Source organism: Nonomuraea jiangxiensis (assembly GCF_900099965.1).
Classification (GTDB): domain Bacteria; phylum Actinomycetota; class Actinomycetes; order Streptosporangiales; family Streptosporangiaceae; genus Nonomuraea; species Nonomuraea jiangxiensis.
In genome coordinates, this window is the sequence record NZ_FNDJ01000047.1 from 17,846 (window position 1) to 37,754 (window position 19,909).

Below are 19,909 nucleotides of genomic sequence, written 5' to 3' on the forward strand. Positions count from 1 at the left end.
GCGCCCGCCCACGGGAGGTGGAATACTTAGCGTGTCCGTTCGAATACGAAGGGAAAGATTCCATGGTCGCCATGCTGGAAGAAGAGCACCGCACGGAATCGACTCGCGTAAGCAACTCCGAAAGACCCCTCACCGCTCGCGAGCTGTTCGATGTCCTACCCCCCCTCCCCGGTTTCCGGGTCGAGGTCATCGAAGGGAATCTGATTGTGAGTCCATCGGGGAGCCCTGAGCACCACTCGCTACCCCTGAAGCTGCACGTAGCTCTCCAACCGATGTTGAGGGAGCTGGGGTTGTGCAGCGGAGCAGGCGGCCCGAACATCTGCATCGAGGGGCCTCGAGACTCTCTCGTGCCGGACTACGTGGTGTATAAAAGCGACTGCGGCCGCTGGGGTAACGAGCTGCTCTCACCAGGAGTGCTCCTGGCTGCCGAAGTGGTCTCACCGAGCAGCGTCCGCATCGATAACGAGGACAAGGTCCGCCTCTATGCGCTGGGGCAGGTCCCGATCTACCTGTTGATCGACCCCGTCAGCAATACGCCGGGCGTCACCGTGTTCAGTGACATCAAGGACGACACCTACCGGACGATCGTCAAGGTGGACATGGGCACGCCGGTCAAGCTGCCTCCCCCGGTCGACTTCGAGCTCGACACCTCCATCTTCAAGGTGTGAGCTTCTCCATCGCCTTGGCGATGCGCTTCTCCGACACCGGCGTGGGGGTGCCGAGTGTCTGGGCGAAGAAGCTCACCCGCAGTTCCTCGATCATCCACCGGATCTCCCGCACGTCCGGGTCCCCGCGCCGCGCCGGGTGGAGCTTGTCCAGCAGGTCGTGATATTCGTCCTCGACCTTGTGCACGCGGCTCATCCACTCCTCGTCGCGCCACGGCTCCTCGGGGAGCTTGGTGAGGCGGCGGTCGATCGCCCGGATATAGCGGAGGACGTCGGAGAGGCGACGATAGCCGGTGGCCGTCACGAAACCCGGGTGCACGAGCTTGCCGAGCTGGTCGCGCACGTCGTCCGTCGATGCGCTCGCGCGCAGCGTGTCGAGGCGGGCGCCGCAGTCGTGCCAGACGCTCAGGATCTGCTCCACCCTCCCCAGCACGTCCTTCGCGGTGTCATGGAGGTTGGCCCGCACGTGCTGATAGAGACGGTCGAAGGCGACCGGGTCCCAGGCGGGGCCGCCCACGTCCAGCATGAGCTTGTCCACGGCCGCGTTGACCACGTCGTCGAACAGCGCCACCGCCCCGCCGTGCGGGCTGCGTGACAGCGCCAGCTTGGCCTGGTTGGACAGGCCGCCGAGCAGGGACTTGGCGGGGTTGGTGACGTTGAGGAGCAGCAGGCGGCGTACGCCGGGCCAGTGGGAGCGGCGCTGCTCGGCCTCCGTCTCGAAGATCTTGATCGACACCGAGTCCCCGGCGTCCACCAGCGCCGGATAGCCCTTCATCCGGCCCTGCTCGAACACCTTGGGCAGCGTGCCGAAGCTCCACGTGTGCAGGCCGCTCTGCTCCAGGTCGTCGCCGGCCTGCGACAGCGTCTGGCGCAGGCGCGGCGCGAGGCGGCGCTTGAGCGCGTCGAGGTCCTTGTCCTCGGCGATCGTGCGCTTGCGCTCGTCGATCACCCGGTAGGTGATCCGCAGATGGTCGGGCACCTGGTCGAGCTGCCAGGCCTCGCGCGGCACGCGCACGCCGGTGAGCCGCAGCAGCTCGCGCTCGACCGCCGCGAGCAGCGGCTCGCCGCCCTGCCTGACGCCGGCCAGCACCTGCTTGGCGTAGTTGGGGGCGGGCACGAAGTTGCGGCGCAGGTTTTTCGGCAGCGAGCGGATCAACGCGGTGATCAGCTCCTCGCGCAGGCCCGGGATCTGCCAGTCGAAGCCGTCGGAGTTGACCTGGTTGAGCACCTGGAGCGGCACGTGCACGGTCACGCCGTCGGCGTCGGTCCCCGGCTCGAACTGGTAGGTCAGCCGCATCCGCTGGCCGAGCTGCTTCCACGTGTCGGGGTAGTCGCGGGTGCTGACCTCGGCGCCCTCGTTGACCAGCATCTCCGGCGAGAACGTGAGCAGCTCCGGCTGCTCCTGCCTGGCCTTCTTCCACCAGGAGTCGAAATGGCGGGCCGAGACCACGTCGGCGGGCACCCGCTGGTCGTAGAAGTCGTAGAGCGCCTCGTCGTCGACCAGGATGTCGCGGCGGCGGGCCCGGTTTTCCAGCTCCTCGACCTCGTCGAGCAGCCTGCGGTTGTCCTTCAGGAAGCGGTGGTGGGTGTCCCAGTCGCCCTCGACCAGCGCGTGCCTGATGAACAGCTCCCGCGACAGGTCGGGGTCGATGCGCCCGTAGTTGACCTTGCGGTCGGTCACCAGCGGCACGCCGTAGAGGGTGACCTTCTCCAGCGCGATCACCGCGCCCTGGTTCTTCTCCCAGTGCGGCTCGGAGTAGGTACGTTTGACCAGGTGCTGGGCGAGCGGCTCGACCCAGTCGGGCTCGATCTTGGCGTTGACCCGGGCCCACAGCCGGGAGGTCTCGACGAGCTCGGCCGACATGACCCACTGCGGCTGCTTCTTGGCCAGCGCCGAGCCGGGGAAGATGGCGAAGCGGGCGTTGCGGGCGCCGGAGTATTCCTGGATCGGCCGGCGGCCGTCGGCGCCGCGCTTTTCCATGACCTCCTTGACGCCGATGTGCGACAGCAGCCCCACCAGTAGCGACACGTGCACGTGGTAGGGATCCGCGGGGTGGCTGTTGGGCTGCACCCCGAGCGACTGGCGGAGCTGGCTGTAGATGTCCTGCCACTCGCGGACCCGCAGGTAGTTGAGGAACTCGGCCTTGCACAGCCGCCGGAACGCGCTTGACGACAGCTCCTTCTGCTTGTCGCGCAGGTAGTTCCACAGGTTGAGGTAGGCCATGAAGTCCGACTCGGGGTCGGCGAAGCGGCGGTGCTTCTCGTCGGCCTGCTGCTGCTTGTCGGAGGGGCGCTCCCGCGGGTCCTGGATGGACAGGGCGGCGGCGATCACCATGACCTCGCGCAGGGAGCCGTTCTTCTCCGCCTCCAGCACCATGCGGCCCAGGCGCGGGTCGACGGGCAGCCCGGCCAGCCTGCGGCCGACCCCGGTGAGCGTGCCCTGGCCGTCGAACGCGCCGAGCTCGTGCAGCAGGTTGACGCCGTCCTTGACCTGGCGGCGGTCCGGCGGCTCGACGAACGGGAACGCCTCGATGTCGCCCAGCCCGATCGAGGTCATCTGGAGGATGACGGAGGCCAGGTTGGTACGCAGGATCTCGGGGTCGGTGAACTCCGGCCGGCCGAGGAAGTCCTCCTCCTCGTAGAGCCGGATGCAGATGCCGTCGGAGGTGCGGCCCGAGCGGCCCTTACGCTGGTTGGCGCTGGCCTGCGAGATGGCCTCGATCGGCAGGCGCTGCACCTTGGTGCGGTGGCTGTAGCGGGAGATGCGGGCGAAGCCCGGGTCCACCACGTATTTGATGCCGGGAACGGTCAGCGAGGTCTCGGCCACGTTGGTGGCCAGCACGATGCGGCGGCCGGTGTGGCGCTGGAAGACGCGGTGCTGCTCGGGGGCGCTCAGGCGGGCGTAGAGCGGCAGGATCTCGGTGTTGCGGAACTCTGCCTTGGCCAGCGCGTCGGCGGCGTCACGGATCTCCCGCTCGCCCGACAGGAAGACCAGGATGTCGCCCGGGCCCTCGCCGATCAGCTCGCGGCAGGCGTCCACGATGCCCTGCGTCTGGTCGTCGTCCTCGTCCAGCGGGCGGTAGCGCACCTCGACCGGGTAGGTACGGCCGGAGACCTCGATGATCGGGGCGTCGTCGAAGTGGCGGGAGAAGCGCTCGGGGTCGATCGTGGCGCTGGTGATGACGACCTTGAGGTCGGGGCGCCGGGGCAGGAGCTGTTTCAGGTAGCCGAGGATGAAGTCGATGTTGAGGCTGCGCTCGTGGGCCTCGTCGATGATCAGCGTGTCGTACTGGTCGAGCATGCGGTCGTGCTGCAGCTCGGCCAGCAGGATGCCGTCGGTCATCACTTTGACCAGGGTGCGGTCGCTCGCCTGGTCGGTGAAGCGGACCTTGTAGCCGACCACCTCGCCCAGGCCGGTGCCGAGCTCCTCGGCTATGCGCTCGGCGACGGTGCGGGCGGCGATGCGGCGGGGCTGGGTGTGGCCGATCAGCCCGCGTACGCCGCGCCCCAGCTCCAGGCAGATCTTGGGGATCTGGGTGGTCTTGCCGGAGCCCGTCTCACCGGCGATGATCACGACCTGGTGGTCACGGATGGCCGCGAGGATGTCGTCCTTGCGCTGCGAGACCGGCAGGTTTTCCGGATAGGTCACCGCGGGCACGGCTTCGCGGCGGCGTCGCAGCCGCTGCTCGGCACGCTCCACGTCGGCGAGGATCTCCGCGACGATCTTGTCCCGGGTGTCGCGGGAGCGCACCCGGCGCATGCCGTCGAGCCTGCGCTGCAGCCGCCGCTGGTCGCGCGGCATGAGCTCGGGCAGGCGGGACTGGAGGTCGGTGAGCGGAGAGGACAAGGAAGATGTTCCCATACTGCTTTTAGGATATTTGAGCTCCGCGGCCCCGGAGCCAACGGACCATGCTGCCCGACCGTGTCGGCCACGCGCATCCCAATATCCCGCCGCCCGGCACCCCGGCACCGGGACGGTGAGCCGCAGGCGGGGGTCAGTCCATGGCGGCGGCGTGCGCGGCGCCGATGATGCCCGCCTCGTTCTGCAGGGCGGCGGGCACGACGGGCGTGTCGAGGTGGACGTGCGGCAGGAACCGGTCGGCCTTCTTGCTCACGCCACCACCGACCACGATCAGCGACGGCGAGAACAACTTCTCCACGTGCCGCAGGTACTCCTCCACCCGCTCGGCCCACTTGTCCCAGCTCAGGTCGTGCTCCTCGCGGATCCGGGCCGCCGCTCGGTGCTCGGCGTCCTTCCCGCGCACCTCCAGGTGTCCCAGCTCCGTGTTGGGCACGAGCACGCCGTCGATGAACAGCGCGCTGCCGATGCCCGTCCCGAAGGTCAGCACCAGCACGGTCCCCCGCCGCCCCCGTCCCTCGCCGAAGGCCATCTCGGCCAGGCCCGCCGCGTCGGCGTCGTTCAGCACCGCCGCCCCGCCGAACAACCGCGAGGCGTCCACGCCGATCCACGAATGGTGCACGTTGGCGGCAGTCCGGATCACCCCGTCCACCACCACCCCGGGGAACGTCACCCCGACGGGACCGTTCCACGTGAAATGCCGGACGATCGAGGAAACGACCTCCGCCACCTCGTGCGGCTTCGACGGTTGCGGGGTCGGAATGCGCAGGCGGTCCGCCATCAGCTCGCCGACCGCGGTGTCCACGGGTGCGCCCTTGATGCCCGAGCCGCCAATGTCGATGCCCAAGACCTTCATGAATCTCATCTCCCCCATGAGGCACGAAAAACTCCCGGACCTATATTCCCGGACCGGCTGAACCCGTTCACCGCTCTCCGCGTATCTCGCCACACAAGCGCTAACTAGGAGGCAACGGATGCGGCCACGCATCATCACACTCTGCGCTGTTGCGGTCGTTCTGGGAGCGACTCTCACCACTCCCGCACACGCCACCACCAGGACACGTTTCGACGTCATCAACCTTGTGTCGGACCTCAAGGGCAAGGCCCCGGTGACCGACGCCAAGGTCGTCAACCCGTGGGGCCTGGCCATGGGCAAGACTCTGTGGGTGTCGAACACCGGCACCGGTAGTGCCACCGTCTACTCCGGCACGGGCAAGAAGGAGAAGACGGAGGTCGCCATCCCCGGCGGAGCTCCGACGGGCCAGGTGTTCAACCCGGGCGAGGGCTTCACCGTGAAGGGCAAGCCCGCCACGTTCATCTTCTCCAGTCCGAGCGGCGCCATCAGCGGCTGGAACGCGGAGGTCGACCCGGCCAACGCCGTCATCGCGGCCTTCACCCGCGGCGCCGACTACAAGGGACTCGAACTGGTCCAGGCGGACGACGGAGACTTCCTGCTGGCCACGGACTTCGCCAGCGGGCGCATTCACGCCTTCAACACGGACTTCCGGCGCATCCAGCTGCAGCGCTGGCAGTTCAGGGACCCGGCGGTTCCCTCGACGTACAAGGCGTACAACGTCGCGATCGCCAACGGGAACATCTGGGTGAGCTACGCCCTGCGTGACAAGACCACCGGCAAGCCCGTGTTCGGCGCCGGCAAGGGCTTCGTCAGCCGCTTCGACGGGAACGGGCGCCTGACCGGCCGCATCTCCAGGGTCGGGCTCAACGCCCCCTGGGGGCTGACCGCCGCGCCGAAGGGCTGGCGGGAGTACGCGGGCGCGCTGCTGGTCGGCAACTTCGGCGACGGCACCGTACACGCCTACAAGGGCGGCCGGCACCTCGGTGCCCTGACCCTGTCCAACGGCAAGCCGGTCGTGCTGCCCGGCCTGTGGGACCTGCAGCCCGGCACGGCCGCCACCGGCGGCGAGAACTCCCTGTGGTTCTCCGCGGGCATCGAGGCCACCAAGCACGGCCTGGTCGGCGTGATCGCCCCCAAGGGCACGAAGGTGACCTCGTCGGGCACGCCCAGGCCCTCGACGAGGAACAGCAGCGCCCCGGCCACCCAGCCGCCCGCCCAGCAGGACTCCTACGGCGGCTACTGACCGGCGCTCCCCGCGCCGTCGCCCCCGCCCAGCGAGAAGCGCAGCTCGCCCACAACGGGCGGGGGCGGCGGTCCCACGACGTTTCCGGCGCGGTTGGCGCGAGCCGCGCCGGAAACAACCCCTCACACAGCCACAGCCCCTCACGCGGTACGGCACGGAGCCGGGGTCTACAGTCGGTCCCGTGAGTACGGGATCTTTCAGCCGATGGCTACGCGAGCAGTCCGAACCCGAGTGGACGGCAGTGGTGACGCACCCCTTCGCCATGTCGATCACGACAGGCGCGGTGCCCGCCGCGGACATGCGGCGCTACCTGGAGCAGGACTTCCAGTTCGTGGACTCCTTCACGGCCCTGCTCGGCGCGGCCGTGGCCGCCGCGGACACGTTCGAGGCGCGGGTGCCGTACGGGAAGTTCCTCGGGCAGGTCGCGACCACGGAGGAGAAGACGTACTTCCACCGGGCCTTGGCCGAGCTGGGCGGGCGGACCGACGCGCCGGCCGAGCCGGTCACGGAGGCGTTCCGGCGGCTCATGGACGACGTGCGGACCTCGCAGGACTACGCGCTGATCGTGGCCGTGCTCTGCGTGGCCGAGTGGTGCTATCTCGGCTGGGCGTCGCGGGCCGTTGAGCCGCTGCCGGAGAGCTTCGTGCACCGCGAGTGGATCGAGCTGCACGAGGGCGCGGAGTTCCGGGCCTGGGTGGACTTCCTGAAGGGCGAGCTCGACCGGCTCGGGGCGGCGGCGGACGAGGAACGGCGGCTGGAGGTGCTCGGCGTGTTCCGCCGGGCCGTCGAGCTGGAACGCTCGTTCTTCGACATGGCCGCCGGTCAGCCCAGTACGGCCGCCAGGTCGTCGAACGTCCGGTAGTGGACGCCGGTCATGCCGAGCGCCCTGGCGGCCTCGACGTTCGGCAGCCGGTCGTCCACGAACAGGCAGCGCTCGGCCGCGACCCCGGCCCGTTCGACGGCGATCTCGTAGATCCGCGGGTCGGGTTTGGCCACGCCGACCCTGGCGCTGCTGATCACGGCATCGGCGAAACCGGTGAGCCCCAGCAGGTCGAGGTGGCACTCCAGGGTGTCCATGGCGTTCGTCACCAGGATCAGCGGGACGTGCTGCCGTGCCCGCGCCAGCAGCGCCTTGACCTCCTCGTCCACCCAGAACCGGACCTCCGCGAACTCGGCGACCGCCCGGCGGACCCGCTCGTCGCCGCCCAGCGCGACGGCGATCGACTCCACCCACTGCGCCTCGGTGGCCTGCCCCAGCGTCGGCGGCATGATCAGCTCGGGATCGAAGGCGGTCCGGATGAGCGGCAGGCCGTAGCGGGCCTCGATCTCGGCCTGGGCAGCGTGGTCGAAATGGCGCAGCACGCCGTCCAGATCCGAGAGAACCGCGTCATAGGGGATCACAGTCCCCCATTGTGCCGCGCGAGCGGGTCCGCGTCGCTGAGCGCCGTACAGACGAGCGCGCCGACGTGCCCGCGTGCGCCCGCCGTGCTGGCGAGCGCCATGGCGTGCCCGCGTGCGCCGTACCGGCGGGCGTCCCACCGCCGGCCGGCGGAGAGTGCGGGTTTTCGCGCGCTGCCCGCCGAACTGAGGCGAGCGACCGCACTACCATCTCCGAGACAGGATTCGGTATCGGAACGGTAGGGCATGGACGATCACCGGCTGCCACGCGAGCTGTGCCAGCTCTTCGCCGACGGCGGCAGGGGGCGCAAGTTGCCGGCGGGGCTGCCCCCCGGCGAGGTGGTCTGGCCCGATCCGGGCTACACCGGGCAGGGCCAGGCGATCAGGCCCGCGTTCTGGATGAGCGACGAGCCGGCGGCCGGGCAGGACTGGGCGCTGCTGCGCAAGTGGCACCCGCACAGCGGCCTGTGGCCGGTGCTGCTGGACGAGTCCACACAACCCTGGGCGATCGGACAGATCGTGCCGGACGATCCGCGCCAGATCGATCACTTCACCGCCGACGGCTTCATGGCCGAGGTGTGGCAGGAGTGGGTGTCGCAGATGCCGCAGGACGCGCTGGGCGAGCTGGAGCCGTTCGGGGCGATCTGTCCCGGTCTTGCCCCGCCCGGCGTGCTGCGGGCCACCCCTGGCGAGGTCGCCGACTGGTACGCGGGAGAGCTGGCGGGCAGGGACATGCCACTGGGACTGGTCGCCGCCGGGCGGGGCGCGGACGCGCTGGCGGTCATGGGCTGGCAGGGGGCGCTGCACCACAACGAGTGGATGGTGCCCCTGGCGGCGGTCGTGCGTAGCTGGGAGGACAGGTTCGGGGCCCGGGTGGTGAGCGTCGGCTTCAACACCCTGGACCTGAGCGTGGCGGCGCCGCCGGTCGATCCCGAGCACGCGTTACACGTGGCGGCCGAGCACTGGGCGTTCTGCCCGGACAACGTCGTCCAGGGGCCCGGCGATCTGCAGGGTTACGCCCAGCAGATCATCGGCGTGCACGCCTGGTCCTTCTGGTGGGACTGAGCCGGGGCCGTCCCGAAGGTCCCGCTCGTGGGACCGGTGCCCGGGTCGTTCCGAAGGTCCGGCCGGTGGGGCCGGGCCTTCGGTCGCGACCGAGGTGTCACCGCTGTCAAGGAACATGGGCCACGGCACCGTAAGCGCCCGAGGCGGCCGGCTCTTCGAAGCAGGCAAGCTCATGGCCGTTGGGCCGCCATTCCGGAACCCACACCAATCCCGGATCCACCAGCACCAGACCTTCGAGCAACGCCTCAACCTCCTCCCGGGTGCGAACAGCGTGACCCGGCAGCGTCATCGCCAGCAGGTCGTGAATGGCGGGCAGCAATTCCGCCGGGATTCCGTCGAACGTGGTCTGCAGCAACGACAGATAGCTCCGTTCGGGCACCACCTGCCGGATCCGCTTGATCACGTAATGGAAGAACTCGTCGTCGTTCAGGCTGTGGGTCGACAGCAGCAGCACGGCCATGGGGCGATCCCAGTCCAGGAACGTCTGCAGGACCCGGTCCTCGAGAACGTCGTCGATCTCGCGTACATCGCCCTCTACAACGCGTACGAGATCGGTGACGGGCTCGATCGTGGCACGTGCCCCGGCCAGCACCATCGGGTCGCTCTCCACATAGACGACCCGTGCCGCCGAGGTACGCGCGGCGTCCCTGGCCACGTCATGCAACTGCCTGCCGGCCGGCAGGCCGCTCGGGACACCGCTCCCGACGATTACGAACTGATCCACACCCTCGGTCGCCAGGTGGCGGACCACCCGGCTCAGGAACTGCAGCACGGCGCACGCGGCCGTGGTGGTGATGGCGGCGGCCTGGTCGTAGCGGCGCACTGCGTCTCTGTCCGCTACGAAATTGTTCTTTCCACCCGCCGCGGCGTCGAGAATCCGGGTGATCCTTGCTTGGGTCATCTCCAGCTTCGCCAGGTTTCGGATGGCACGCTGACGCATTGAGTGTTGCCCCTTTCCCCTCGCCCACTATCTCGGGAAAAAAGTTGATCCTTGCGGACCCCACTCGATGACCCAGACCATATGATCCTCGTTACCGGGCAGAAGACAACCGGAAAACCTATTAGTTTTCGGTATATGTGCGTAACCAATCGCACGCTTAATGATCAGCCGCCCGGGATACAGATCATTTTCCGAGGGAACGCGAAAGCCTTTCGCGATGCTGGTTCAACACCTCGAAGGTCTCCTCGCGGGTGGTGGTCGTCACCGACAACTTGGTGAAGGCCTGGTGGTAGGACTCCACCGCGGCGGTGTCGGTGATCAGCTCCTCCGACTCGATCCCGTGGGCGCACGCGATGTCCGGCTCGAACGCCTCCGCGAAGCGCCAGAGGGTGAACGGGCCGGTGCGCGGCAGATAGGCGGGATCGTCCATCGGCACCACGTGCAGGGAGACGTTGGGCCGCTTGGCGTGCTCCAGCAGCAGGTCGAGCTGGCGGAGCTGGCCGAGCCGGCCGACGATCGAGCGCATCAGGACGCTCTCGTCGATGACGGCCCACACCACGAGCCCGCTGTTGCGGGCCACGGCCTCCTGGCGGGCCAGCACGAGGGCCACCGCCTCCTCGACCGTCGCCTGCCCGAGGGTCGCGGGGCCGGACACGGTGACGGCGGCCCTGGCGTATTCCTCGGTCTGCAACAGGGGCGGCACGAACTGGTTGTGATAGGTGCGGATCACCGTGGCCCGCTGTTCGAGGGCGTAGGTGGTGGCCAGCCAGACGGGCACTGACTGCGCGTCGTACCAGGCGGCCTCGCGTTCGCCCCGGGCCAGTGACAGCACGTATTCGCGGATGGGCGGGGCGGTGACGCCGTAGACCGTGAGCAGGCGCTCGACGGTGATGGGCGCGGGGGCGAGCCGGCCCTCCTCGATGGCGGGGACGGCGGCCGCGCCCTTGCCGACGGCGGTCTCCACCTGCTCGACGGAGAGCTGGGCGGTCAGCCGCAGGCCGTGCAGCCGCTTGCCGAGCGCCCTGCGCTGCGGCCCGCTCAGCGGCGCGGCCGCCTCCGGGATCTCGGAGCTGGGCTCCGGCTCCTCGGGCAGTCCCTCGGCCTTGCGGGCGAGCTCGACCACGCCGCGCAGGACGGCCAGCGAGCCCTCCGACAGCCCGGAGGCCGTCAGGCCGACGGAGGCCGCGCGCAGTTGCAGCTCCTCCGCGGAGCCCGACTCCAGGTAGTCGTCGCCGACCAGCCAGCCCACACTCACCTGGAGGCAGGAGGCCAGCGCCCGCAGCACCCCGAGGGTCGGGTTGGTCTGCTTGCCGGTGCGCAACTGGCTGACGTAGGCCCTGGTGATGGGGATGCCGGCCTCCGTCAGCGTGGAGGCGACCTGCGCGCCGGTGAAGCCGCGCTTGGTCAGCGCGAGATCGAGCCGTTCGGCGAAGTTCGCCACGGCACACCTCCTACCGCCCGTGAACTTTTCCAGCGTAAGGGACTGCGGGCCGCACTGTCCCCTGCCATGCGGGCAAGCTCTGCCACGCGGGTAGGTATCAACTTATGCGCAAACTGTGAGTTGACATAGTGGCGCTCGTAAGCGGAGTATCGGAGCGCATGGTAACTGTGACTTAACAGTCGGACTGGCTCTCGAAGAGTTCCCCAGCGAGGAGGTGGCCGGACGTGACCATGGATTGCTCGGGCGGTTCCTGGGTCGTGGAAGACCGCGTCTCCCGTGGGCAGGAGCAGGTGGTCCAGCGCATCTGCGCGCGGGTGGCCGGACCCGTCGCCGGGGCCGGCGTACACGTCGCGAGCCTGCCGCTCGGCGGGGTCGAGGTCTGGCTGGACAGTCCCCGTCATCGCTGGCGGTTCCACCACCGGATGGCCCGCGAGCTGCGGCTGGCCGGCTGGCACACGGAGACGGGGTCTGATCGGCTGGTGTTGCTCGGGTGGAGTGCGGTGTGCCTGAGCCACCGCGCCCGCATGCTGGGAGCGGCGCTCACGGGACGGCTGGCGGACTTCGACAGGACGGCCTTCACGGCCGTCATGATCGCCACCCGGCTGTGTCACGCGGGGTTCCCCATCGAGGAGCTTCCGGCCGAGGTGGAGGCCCGCTGTGGCGAGGCGTTGCGCTGGCCCGCCCGGCTGGCCGATCTCGACGGCCTCGAACGCAGGTCGTCACTGGAGCCGCTGCGGCTCCGGCTGGCCCAGGTGGCCGGGCTGGAGGCCAAGGTGCTCCGTCGCTGCGGCGAGCATCTCGCGCTCGCCTCGAAAGTCGCGCGCACGGTCGCCGGTGGTGCGGGGCCGGTCCGGGCGCGCGTCCCGGGGTCGCGGATGTCACCGGCGGGCGCGGGCCTGACGGAGCGCATGGTCTGCGTGAGCGTGCCCAACAGCGTGCCGGACGCCGCCGTGAGGGCGGGGACGGCGAAATGACGCTGACGCTCCTTCGCGAGCACCGGGCCACCCCGGTCGCGGCCGTGTCACGGCCGGCCGGCGGCGGCGTGGCGTTCGCGATCACGGCGGACCGCGTGACCGCGGCGACGGCGGTCGCCGCGTCGCCGGCCGTCTCCGGGCGGCCGGCGCATCTGATCGGCAGGCGGAGCGTGCTCGCGTTCGGCCTCGTCCTCTCCTGCCCGGGCGCGGCCATCACGGCCCTGTCCTGGCAGGTCCTGGCGGGCGGGCGGCTGATCCAGGGCACGGACGCCACCATGAGGTTCCCCGCCTCGCTCGCGCTGCTCCTCTGCGCGTTGCCCACGAGCCGACGGGCTCGGGGCATCACGCTGGGCTGCGCGTGCGGCGGCGGCGGAATGCTGGCGCTGCTGACAAGTAACGGGTGGCTGCCGGTCGTGCACGGCCGGCAGACCCCGTTCGTCCCCTGCGCGGGACTGGTGGCAGCGCTGCTGCTGCTGGCCCCGGCGCTTCCCCACCCCGGCACCGTGCGTCACGTGCCCGACTTTGTCGGCGCGGTGCCGCCGGCCAGCGCGGTAGCGGCTGGCGTGCTGGCCAACCCAAGGGGTAGCGTCTGGGGCTGGCTTTCTCCACGTTCGCCGGGCCACGCGATCGACTCGCGGCCCTGGCGGCGTGACGGTTTCCCCCGGGTGACAGGCTCTGCCTGCCTGTTCGGCGCGGTCTCGTTCGCCGCGCTCGCCCTGGGGCCGCCCTATCCGATGGCGACCGGGCTCACGTCCTCGCCGGCCTGGACGTGGCCGGTCGTGTCGTCGCCGGCAATGATCGCTTCGAGCGTGGCAGCCACCCTGGCCGGTCGCCGTATCGGCCAGTACGAGGTCATCTTTGGCGGGGGCCTCGTACTCGGCGGGTTCGCGATCGGCGCCATCGGCACGGGGGCGAGGCTGGGCGGTGCGATCGGCGTGACGGGCGCCACGGTGCTGATCGACCGGCCGTTCCCGGAGGGGCCAGTGCCCGGGTACGCCTCCGTGCTGGTGGTCATTCCGCCGGCCGTTCTGCTCGCCGCCACGGCGCTGGTGCGGGTCGCCGGGGCGTCGAGCCATGGGATGGAACATCGATCTCAACGCGCGGCGGACGGGGGCCGGCGAAGTCCCGCCGGCCCCTCGCCGGGCCGCGCGACCCCTTCGACCAGGTACGGAGCGAGGCCGCGGAGGAGCCGGCCCGTTTCGAGGTCCACGACGTGTCCCCAACCAGAGTGATCAACCCGCGATGACCAGGAGCGAAACATGCTCACCGAAGAAGTACGCAGGTCGCAGCCACACGAAGTACACGCGCGGGGCGTACGGCCCGGCGCGCCCCCGCCGTCCCGGGGCGAGGACCAGGACGGCGAACAGGCGGGACCGGCGCGGACCGTGCACCGGCTGCGCCGCCTCCGGCAGGTGTCCGTGCGGGCCGTCACCGAGATCGGCCTGCGGCACCCCGCCCCCTGAGCCCTGCTGTCCCCCGACCTCCGGCGTAACTCCCAGGAGGAGATCCATGCGCACCGTCCTCGCACCCGCACGTTACGGGGGTGTGCTGTGAACCGCGGCAGGGTAGGCGTGATCGTGGCGCCCGCGAACCCGTCGGCGGAACCCGAGCTGACCCGGCTGCTCGGCTCACGCGCCGATATGCACGTCACCCGCTTCCCGGTACGGCACGGGCTGAGCCTGGCCGAACGGCTTGAGAGCTACAACGCGGCCCTGCCCTCCATGGTCTGGGCGTTCGACGGCCTGCCGTTGAGCGCCATGGTCATGGCCTGCAGCGAGCCCCGCTACCTGATCGGCCCCGACGAGGACCGCGAGCAGTGCGCCGAGCTGAGCGAGCACGCCGGGGTGCCCTTCGCCTCGGCCACGCTGGCCACGCGTGAGGCGATGCGGCACGTCGGGGTGGGCGACATCGTGCTGGTCTCGCCGTACCAGCCGTGGCTGACCGAGCTGGCCGAACGGTTCTGGAAGACCTCGGGCCTCAACGTCACCCAGGTCGTCCAGGTACGCGCCAAGAACGGCTATTCGCCGTACGCGGTCACCCCGGCCGAGCTGATCAGCCAGGTCGAGCTGGCGGAGCTGCCGGGCGACGCCGTGCTGCTGCTCACCGGCACCGGCATGGCCACGCTGCCCGCGCTCGGCCCGCTGAACGCCGGCAACGACCGCCTCCTGCTGACCTCGAACCTGTGCGCAGCCTGGTGGGCCCTGTCCAGGGCCGTCGGCCGGCCTGTGACGCTGGGCCGGGTGCCGCACCGCCGCCGGCGCATGGCGGCCGCCGGGGGCGCGCAGGTGGGAGGCACGGCATGAAGGGCGTCATCGTGGTCGGCGCGGGCCCCGCGGGCCTGACCGCGGCGCTCTCGCTGGCCAGGGCCGGGATCCCGGTCACCGTGCTGGAGCGGGAGAACGAGCTGCCGCGGCAGGCGCGGGCCTGCACCTTCCACCCGGCCACCCTCGACCTGCTGGACGACCTCGGCGTGGCCTCCAGGCTGGTGGCCAAGGGCCGGGTCGTCGACCGGGTGCAGTGGCGCGACCGCTCCGGGATCGTGCTGGCCGAGATGGGCATGAACCGGCTGGACGGCCTGACCAAGCATCCGTTCCGGATCCACGCCGACCAGACGTCGCTGACCCCGCTGCTGCTGTCAGCCCTGAGCGTCTACCCGGACGTGGACGTGCGGTTCGGCACCCATGTGGACGGCGTGGCCGAAGGCGGCACAGGGATCCGGGTCCGCGTCGGCCACACCTGGACGCGGGCCCGGTACATGATCGCCGCCGACGGCGCCCACAGCACGGTACGCGGTTCGCTGGGGCTGCCGTTCCCCCGGTCCGCGTATCCGACGCAGGCGCTGCGGGTGTTCACCGACTCACCGCTCGACCGGCTGCTGCCGAGCCTGGCGCCGCTGACGTACGTACGGGACGTGCAGCAGTCGTGCACCCTGCTCGCGCTGCCGGACCACTGGCGGATCATCTTCAAGATCCCGTGTGACGCGCACGAGCCGCTGTCGCCGCCGAACCTGTCCCTGCTGGTCCGCCGGACCCTGCCGGGGGCCAGCGAGCCCATCCACGTGACGGGCGCCGACCGGTTCGGGCTGTCACGGGGGGTGCTGACGTCGTACCGGTGCGGGCGGGTGCTGTTCGTGGGCGACGCCGCGCACCTGACCTCCACGGTCGGCGGGCTCAACATGAACGCGGGCATCCACGACGCCGTCGAGGTCGGGCAGGTGATCGCGGCCGTGATCGGCGGCTACGCCCCGCCCACCGCGCTGGAGGCGTGGGCCTGGCGGCGGCGCTCGGTGCTGCTGCAACGGGTGGTCCCCAAGGGCGAGACGCGGCTGGTGGGCGTGCGCGAGCGCGACAGCGCCAGGCTGGCCGCGGCCATGGCCGGGCTGCGGGCCATCGCCGGGGACCCCGACGCGACCCGGGCCTACCTGGCCCAGGCGTCGCTGCTGGACACGGTCGCCCACTCCGGCGGACCCCCTTCCGCCGGGCCCGATCCCGTCGGGAGGTCCTGACCTGACGTCACCGCGATCCGCGTATCGACCAGAGGAGGTGTGAAGCCAGATGTGGCGAACCCTGTCCGACGACGCGCGCCAGGCCGTCCGCGGCCTGTGCGACAAGCACGGAGCCCGCCTCTACGACTACTGCCGCACCGAGCTCGCCGCCGGCGATGCCGAGCAGGCGGTCGCCGGCGCCATGCTGACGGCGCACCTGTACGCGGAGCGCATGCCGGATCCCGCCCTGCGGCGGGCCTGGCTCTACGGGGTGGCCAGGGCGCACCGGGCGTTCGTGGCCAAGCCCGCGAGCATCGGCTCGTGGTCGCGCCCCGGCCGCATGTCGGAGCTGCTGCCCGAGGCCCTGATGTCCCTGGAGCGCCCCCAGCGGGAGCTGCTCGACCTGTCCGTACGGCACGGCCTGGCCGACGCCGAGCTGGCCACGATCTTCGAGCTGCCCCCGGCCGAGGTGCGCTCCATCGTGGCCAAGGCCGCGGCCGCCCTGGAGGAGTGGTTCGCCGCGGTCATCGCCGCGCGCGGCCGCGACGGGTGCCCCGACCTGATGGCCCGGGTGGCGGACTGGGTCCGGGCCCCCGGCAGGCGGGCCAGGGCCAGGATCGGCCGCCACATCCACTCCTGCCCGACCTGCCGGGCGGCGCCCAGGACGATGACGGCGGCCGCGCTGCTGCGCCGCCTGCCGATCGCGACGCTGCCCGGCACACTGCCCAACCGGCTGACGCTGGCGCAGCCGCTGCCCGGAGAGGGACCCCTCTGGCGGGCGGACGGCTTCCCGGTGCAGGCACGCACACTGGTGGAGACGGGTCCTGCGCCTGTCCCGCCGGTCGCCGACGTCACGCCGTCCGCCCAGGTCGCCGACCCCACGACGGCGACCTCGGGAAAGCCCTGGTCGGCGGCGGGCGCGGCTGCCGCCGACCAGGAGCATCCCGCCGCTGCGGGCAACCGGCAGCCGCCGCTCGCGGCCCCCGTCGACTTGCCTCCCACGACCGCCGCCGACCAGCAGCTCGCGGCTCCGGCGGCACGCGGGCGGCATCCGTTCGCCCCGCCCAGCCGGACGCGAGCCCTGCGCGCCACCGGCCCAGGCGCCCACAGCGACAGGCTCGTCTACAGCACGACCCTCAAGGGCGAGAGCAACGGCACGCACAGCACGGGGGCGATCATCCGCTACGGCGGCGTCCCCCTGACCGATCTCGACCGGCTGTCCGGCTCGGACGGTGTCCAGGAGTTCTGGCGCGACCGGCCCGACGACGACGATGCCGAGGCCGGGGCGCCGATCAGGACCGTGGCCAGGCTCGGGCTGATCGTCGGTGTCGGGCTGCTGGTGGCGGGCCTGATCTGGGCCATCATGAACTCCAGCCGGCAGCCGGCCATGATCACCAAGGCCGCCGCCGCCGCGGAGCCGACGGCCCTGTCAGCGAAGCCGACCGCGTTGTCAGTGGAGCCGACGGCCCTGACGGTGGAGCCGACCGCGCTGTCGCGGGAGCTCGCGGCGCCCTCCAGGGAGTCGGCCGTGCCGGCGAAGGAGCCGCCGCGCGGGGCGGCGTCGGTGGCGACCGCCGGGTCCGGCCTGGAACGGATGACCAGGGCGGCCGAGCTGCCGCGACCGAAGCCGCCGGTGGCGAGGTTGACGCCGGCGTCAGTGTGGCTGGGTGCGGAGCGTACCGGGTCGTTCTCGCTGTCGTGCACGGGCCGCTGCGCGATCGTCTCGGCCACCGCCACGAACGGCATCGCGGTGTCCCACACGACCTTCAGGGTGAGCGCCCCCGTCCCCCGGAACGGGTGCGAGACGCGGGTGGAGCGCGGGCGGATCATCCTGCGGTGGACCGGCCGGACCACCGGCGACGGCACCCGCACCGGCGGGACCACGCCCGGCAAGGGCACCCTGACCATGAACCTGTCCTGGGCCGCGGCCCTGGACGGCGACAGCGGCTCGCGCACGCTCGAGTCGGGGCGTCGCGTCCACCGTAGCGGGTGCGAGTAGGCGGCCTTGGGCCCGCGCGGGGCCCAAGGCCGATCGGACGGGTTTAGAAGAAGTGGAACCCGGGCTCGGGCTCAGGCAGCTCGACCCGGTCGGGACCGCGGAACTTGGCCGCGTCCTGCGGCACGTCGGCCTCGGCCAGCGGCGTACCGAGCACGAACGGGAGCGTGACGCTGGACTTGGCCAGGTCGACGGTCACGTTGGCGCCGGTGCCGGTCTCATCGCTGTAGGTGGAGTCGGTGCCCGCGATCACCAGGCCGATCCGGTGGCCCTTCCTGAAGGTGTAGTCCTGCGGCAGCGTCAGCCACTCGACCTTGCCGTACGTGCCCACCGGCAGCGGCTTGGCCTGGCTGAGCGAGTCGCGGTTCTGCACGTCGATCCAGCCGCGGGCGACGATCTCCAGCGGGCGGGTGGCCACGTTCGTGACGACCTTGCGGTAGCAACCGTCGTCGGCCGCGGTGCTCTCCCCGTGGCAGTCCTCCTCGGTGAGCGTGGTGATGCCCTGGCCGCGACGCCAGTCGACGCGGGTGGCCTCGCCGAAGTCGACGAGCAGGGCGGTCAGGTTGGAGGTGGGCTTGTCCAGCTTGACCCGCAGGTCGGCGGTGGGCGTGCCGGACAGGCGCAGGTCGAGCGGGAGCTCGCCGGTGGTGAACGCGACCCGGCCCGGGTTGGCCGTGCCGACGTCGGCGACCATGTCGTTCTCGCTCATGTCCACGTCGGTGAAGGAGGCGGTGCTGTTCTTCTTCGCGGGCTTGAGGCCGAGCGAGCCGTCGGGCGCGGGGCGCAGCGACGCCTTGGCGGCGAACGGCGCCGGCCAGTCGCGCTGGGTGATCCACTGCGCCGGGCCGATCTCGACGTCCGCGCGGGGCTCGTTCATGATCCCGTTGCGTACGCCGTGCAGCCAGTAGTCGAACCAGCGGTGCAGGGTGTCCACCCACAGGTCCCGGCGGCCCTCGAAGTCGAACGGGTCCACGTGCTGGGTCTGGCCGACCCAGATCTTGCGCGGCACGTGCCGGTCGGCCAGCTCCTTCCACCAGGCGGAGAAGTTGTCCGGCTTGACGTTGAGGTCGTTGACGGTGTGGACGACGAAGACGCTGGCCCGGACCTTGGAGACGTCGCCGAGCAGGCCGTCGATGTAGTCGCGCTCGGCCCAGAACCGGTTGTAGTCGCCGGTGGCGTCGCCGTCCTCGGCGTGCAGCTGGTCGCGTACCTGCTGGCACTTGGCGTCGGGGTCGGTGTCGACGGCGTTGGTGAGGAACCGGACGTAGTCGTAGTTGTAGATCACGCCGTTGGAGCGCTGGTACTTGTACCAGGAGCTGATGGCCGAGATCGGGACGATCGTCTCCAGGCCCTTCACGCCGGTGGCGGCCACGGCGTTGGCCAGCGTGCCGTCGTACGACTTGCCGATCATGGCGGACTTGCCGGTGGTCCAGTCGGCCACGGCGGCGGTGCCGTCCGCCTTGTAGCCCTTGGCGCGGCCGTTCAGCCAGTCGATGACGGCCTTGCCGCCCAGTACGTCGGCCTTGCCGCCCATGTCCGGGCAGCCGTCGGATCGGGTGGTGCCGAGCATGTCCACGTTGAGGACGGCGTAGCCACGGGGCACGAAGTAGTTGTCGTAGAAGAGCGGAAATTTCGTGACATTTCCGGCTTCGTCGTAAACCTTGCGCTCTGCCTCGTTGCCACGGCCCGAGTTGTCGTAGTACGGGCTCTCATCGATGATCACCGGCACCTTGAGCCGCGGACCGGACTCCTTGGGCCTGATGATGTCCACGCGTACGCGGTCGAGCCTGCCGTCGAGGTCGCTGTCCACGGTGGACTCGACGTACACGTGCTCGCGGATCGCGTCCGCGTACGAGAAGACCGGCTGTGTTCGGCCGTTCTCGACAGTGATGCCCGGTCCGACGGCCGCTGCCGCCTGGGCCGGGGTCGCCACCGCCAGGGTGAGGGCGATGGCGACGAGGGTCGGGCGTAATTGTGACACGCGTGAC

At 70.7% G+C, this 19,909-nt stretch carries 16 protein-coding genes; 10 read left to right on the forward strand and 6 right to left on the reverse strand.

Annotated features, from left to right (window positions below; translation table 11 throughout):
- Nucleotides 1-62: 62 nt before the first annotated feature.
- A complete protein-coding gene (locus BLS95_RS51250) occupies nt 63-668 on the forward strand; it encodes a Uma2 family endonuclease (RefSeq protein WP_090946922.1) in 606 nt (201 codons plus the stop codon).
- On the opposite strand, the gene hrpA is transcribed toward BLS95_RS51250, so the two are convergent.
- Both hrpA and ppgK read right to left on the reverse strand, forming a co-directional pair.
- Nucleotides 658-4,527 carry an ATP-dependent RNA helicase HrpA gene (gene hrpA, locus BLS95_RS51255; protein ID WP_090946923.1) on the reverse strand — a complete coding sequence of 1,290 codons (3,870 nt, stop codon included), beginning with the start codon at nt 4,525-4,527 and terminating at the stop codon, nt 658-660. The genes BLS95_RS51250 and hrpA overlap by 11 nt on opposite strands.
- A 133-nt stretch (nt 4,528-4,660) precedes the next feature.
- The gene (ppgK, locus tag BLS95_RS51260; RefSeq protein WP_090946924.1) at nt 4,661-5,380 is read right to left on the reverse strand and encodes a polyphosphate--glucose phosphotransferase; all 720 of its coding nucleotides are present in this window, start codon (nt 5,378-5,380) and stop codon (nt 4,661-4,663) included.
- A gap of 118 nt (nt 5,381-5,498) precedes the next feature.
- Between ppgK and BLS95_RS51265 the strand changes: the two genes are divergently transcribed.
- Entirely contained in the window at nt 5,499-6,623 is a 1,125-nt protein-coding gene (locus BLS95_RS51265) for a TIGR03118 family protein (protein WP_090946925.1), read from the forward strand.
- 181 nt (nt 6,624-6,804) lie between these two features.
- Nucleotides 6,805-7,485 (forward strand): TenA family protein, encoded by a 681-nt coding sequence (locus BLS95_RS51270; RefSeq protein WP_245765786.1) that lies wholly within the window; start codon nt 6,805-6,807, stop codon nt 7,483-7,485.
- On the opposite strand, the gene BLS95_RS51275 is transcribed toward BLS95_RS51270, so the two are convergent.
- Nucleotides 7,446-8,024, reverse strand: coding sequence for an HAD family hydrolase (locus BLS95_RS51275; RefSeq protein ID WP_090946926.1), 579 nt, complete (start codon nt 8,022-8,024; stop codon nt 7,446-7,448). The two genes, BLS95_RS51270 and BLS95_RS51275, sit on opposite strands and share 40 nt — an antisense overlap.
- Before the next feature lie 243 nt (nt 8,025-8,267).
- Between BLS95_RS51275 and BLS95_RS51280 the strand changes: the two genes are divergently transcribed.
- Nucleotides 8,268-9,086: a DUF4253 domain-containing protein gene (locus tag BLS95_RS51280; RefSeq protein WP_090946927.1), complete on the forward strand. Its 819-nt coding sequence runs from the start codon at nt 8,268-8,270 to the stop codon at nt 9,084-9,086.
- A 106-nt stretch (nt 9,087-9,192) separates the two neighbouring features.
- Here BLS95_RS51280 and BLS95_RS51285 read toward each other — a convergent pair whose 3' ends face one another.
- Both BLS95_RS51285 and BLS95_RS51290 read right to left on the reverse strand, forming a co-directional pair.
- Nucleotides 9,193-10,026 carry an SAM-dependent methyltransferase gene (locus tag BLS95_RS51285; RefSeq protein WP_245765787.1) on the reverse strand — a complete coding sequence of 278 codons (834 nt, stop codon included), beginning with the start codon at nt 10,024-10,026 and terminating at the stop codon, nt 9,193-9,195.
- Nucleotides 10,027-10,210: 184 nt separating this feature from the next.
- On the reverse strand, nt 10,211-11,467 hold the full coding sequence (locus BLS95_RS51290) for a helix-turn-helix domain-containing protein (protein ID WP_090946928.1): 1,257 nt from the start codon (nt 11,465-11,467) through the stop codon (nt 10,211-10,213).
- Nucleotides 11,468-11,691: 224 nt separating this feature from the next.
- Here BLS95_RS51290 and BLS95_RS51295 point away from each other — a divergent pair, with 224 nt between their 5' ends.
- From BLS95_RS51295 to BLS95_RS51320, 6 genes are all read left to right on the forward strand, one after another.
- Nucleotides 11,692-12,441, forward strand: a complete 750-nt coding sequence (locus BLS95_RS51295; protein WP_090946929.1) for a hypothetical protein — start codon at nt 11,692-11,694, stop codon at nt 12,439-12,441.
- Nucleotides 12,438-13,673 (forward strand): MFS transporter, encoded by a 1,236-nt coding sequence (locus BLS95_RS51300; RefSeq protein ID WP_090946930.1) that lies wholly within the window; start codon nt 12,438-12,440, stop codon nt 13,671-13,673. The genes BLS95_RS51295 and BLS95_RS51300 overlap by 4 nt, the downstream gene beginning before the upstream one ends.
- A gap of 27 nt (nt 13,674-13,700) precedes the next feature.
- A complete protein-coding gene (locus tag BLS95_RS55170) occupies nt 13,701-13,904 on the forward strand; it encodes a hypothetical protein (RefSeq protein ID WP_143044270.1) in 204 nt (67 codons plus the stop codon).
- A gap of 87 nt (nt 13,905-13,991) precedes the next feature.
- On the forward strand, nt 13,992-14,744 hold the full coding sequence (locus tag BLS95_RS51310) for a maleate cis-trans isomerase family protein (protein WP_218136422.1): 753 nt from the start codon (nt 13,992-13,994) through the stop codon (nt 14,742-14,744).
- On the forward strand, nt 14,741-15,946 hold the full coding sequence (locus BLS95_RS51315) for an FAD-dependent oxidoreductase (protein ID WP_090946932.1): 1,206 nt from the start codon (nt 14,741-14,743) through the stop codon (nt 15,944-15,946). Before BLS95_RS51310 ends, BLS95_RS51315 begins: the two co-directional genes overlap by 4 nt.
- Before the next feature lie 49 nt (nt 15,947-15,995).
- Nucleotides 15,996-17,924, forward strand: a complete 1,929-nt coding sequence (locus BLS95_RS51320; protein ID WP_090946933.1) for an RNA polymerase sigma factor — start codon at nt 15,996-15,998, stop codon at nt 17,922-17,924.
- Between the two features lie 43 nt (nt 17,925-17,967).
- Here BLS95_RS51320 and BLS95_RS51325 read toward each other — a convergent pair whose 3' ends face one another.
- On the reverse strand, nt 17,968-19,902 hold the full coding sequence (locus BLS95_RS51325; protein ID WP_090946934.1) for a Xaa-Pro dipeptidyl-peptidase: 1,935 nt from the start codon (nt 19,900-19,902) through the stop codon (nt 17,968-17,970).
- Nucleotides 19,903-19,909 lie beyond the last annotated feature (7 nt).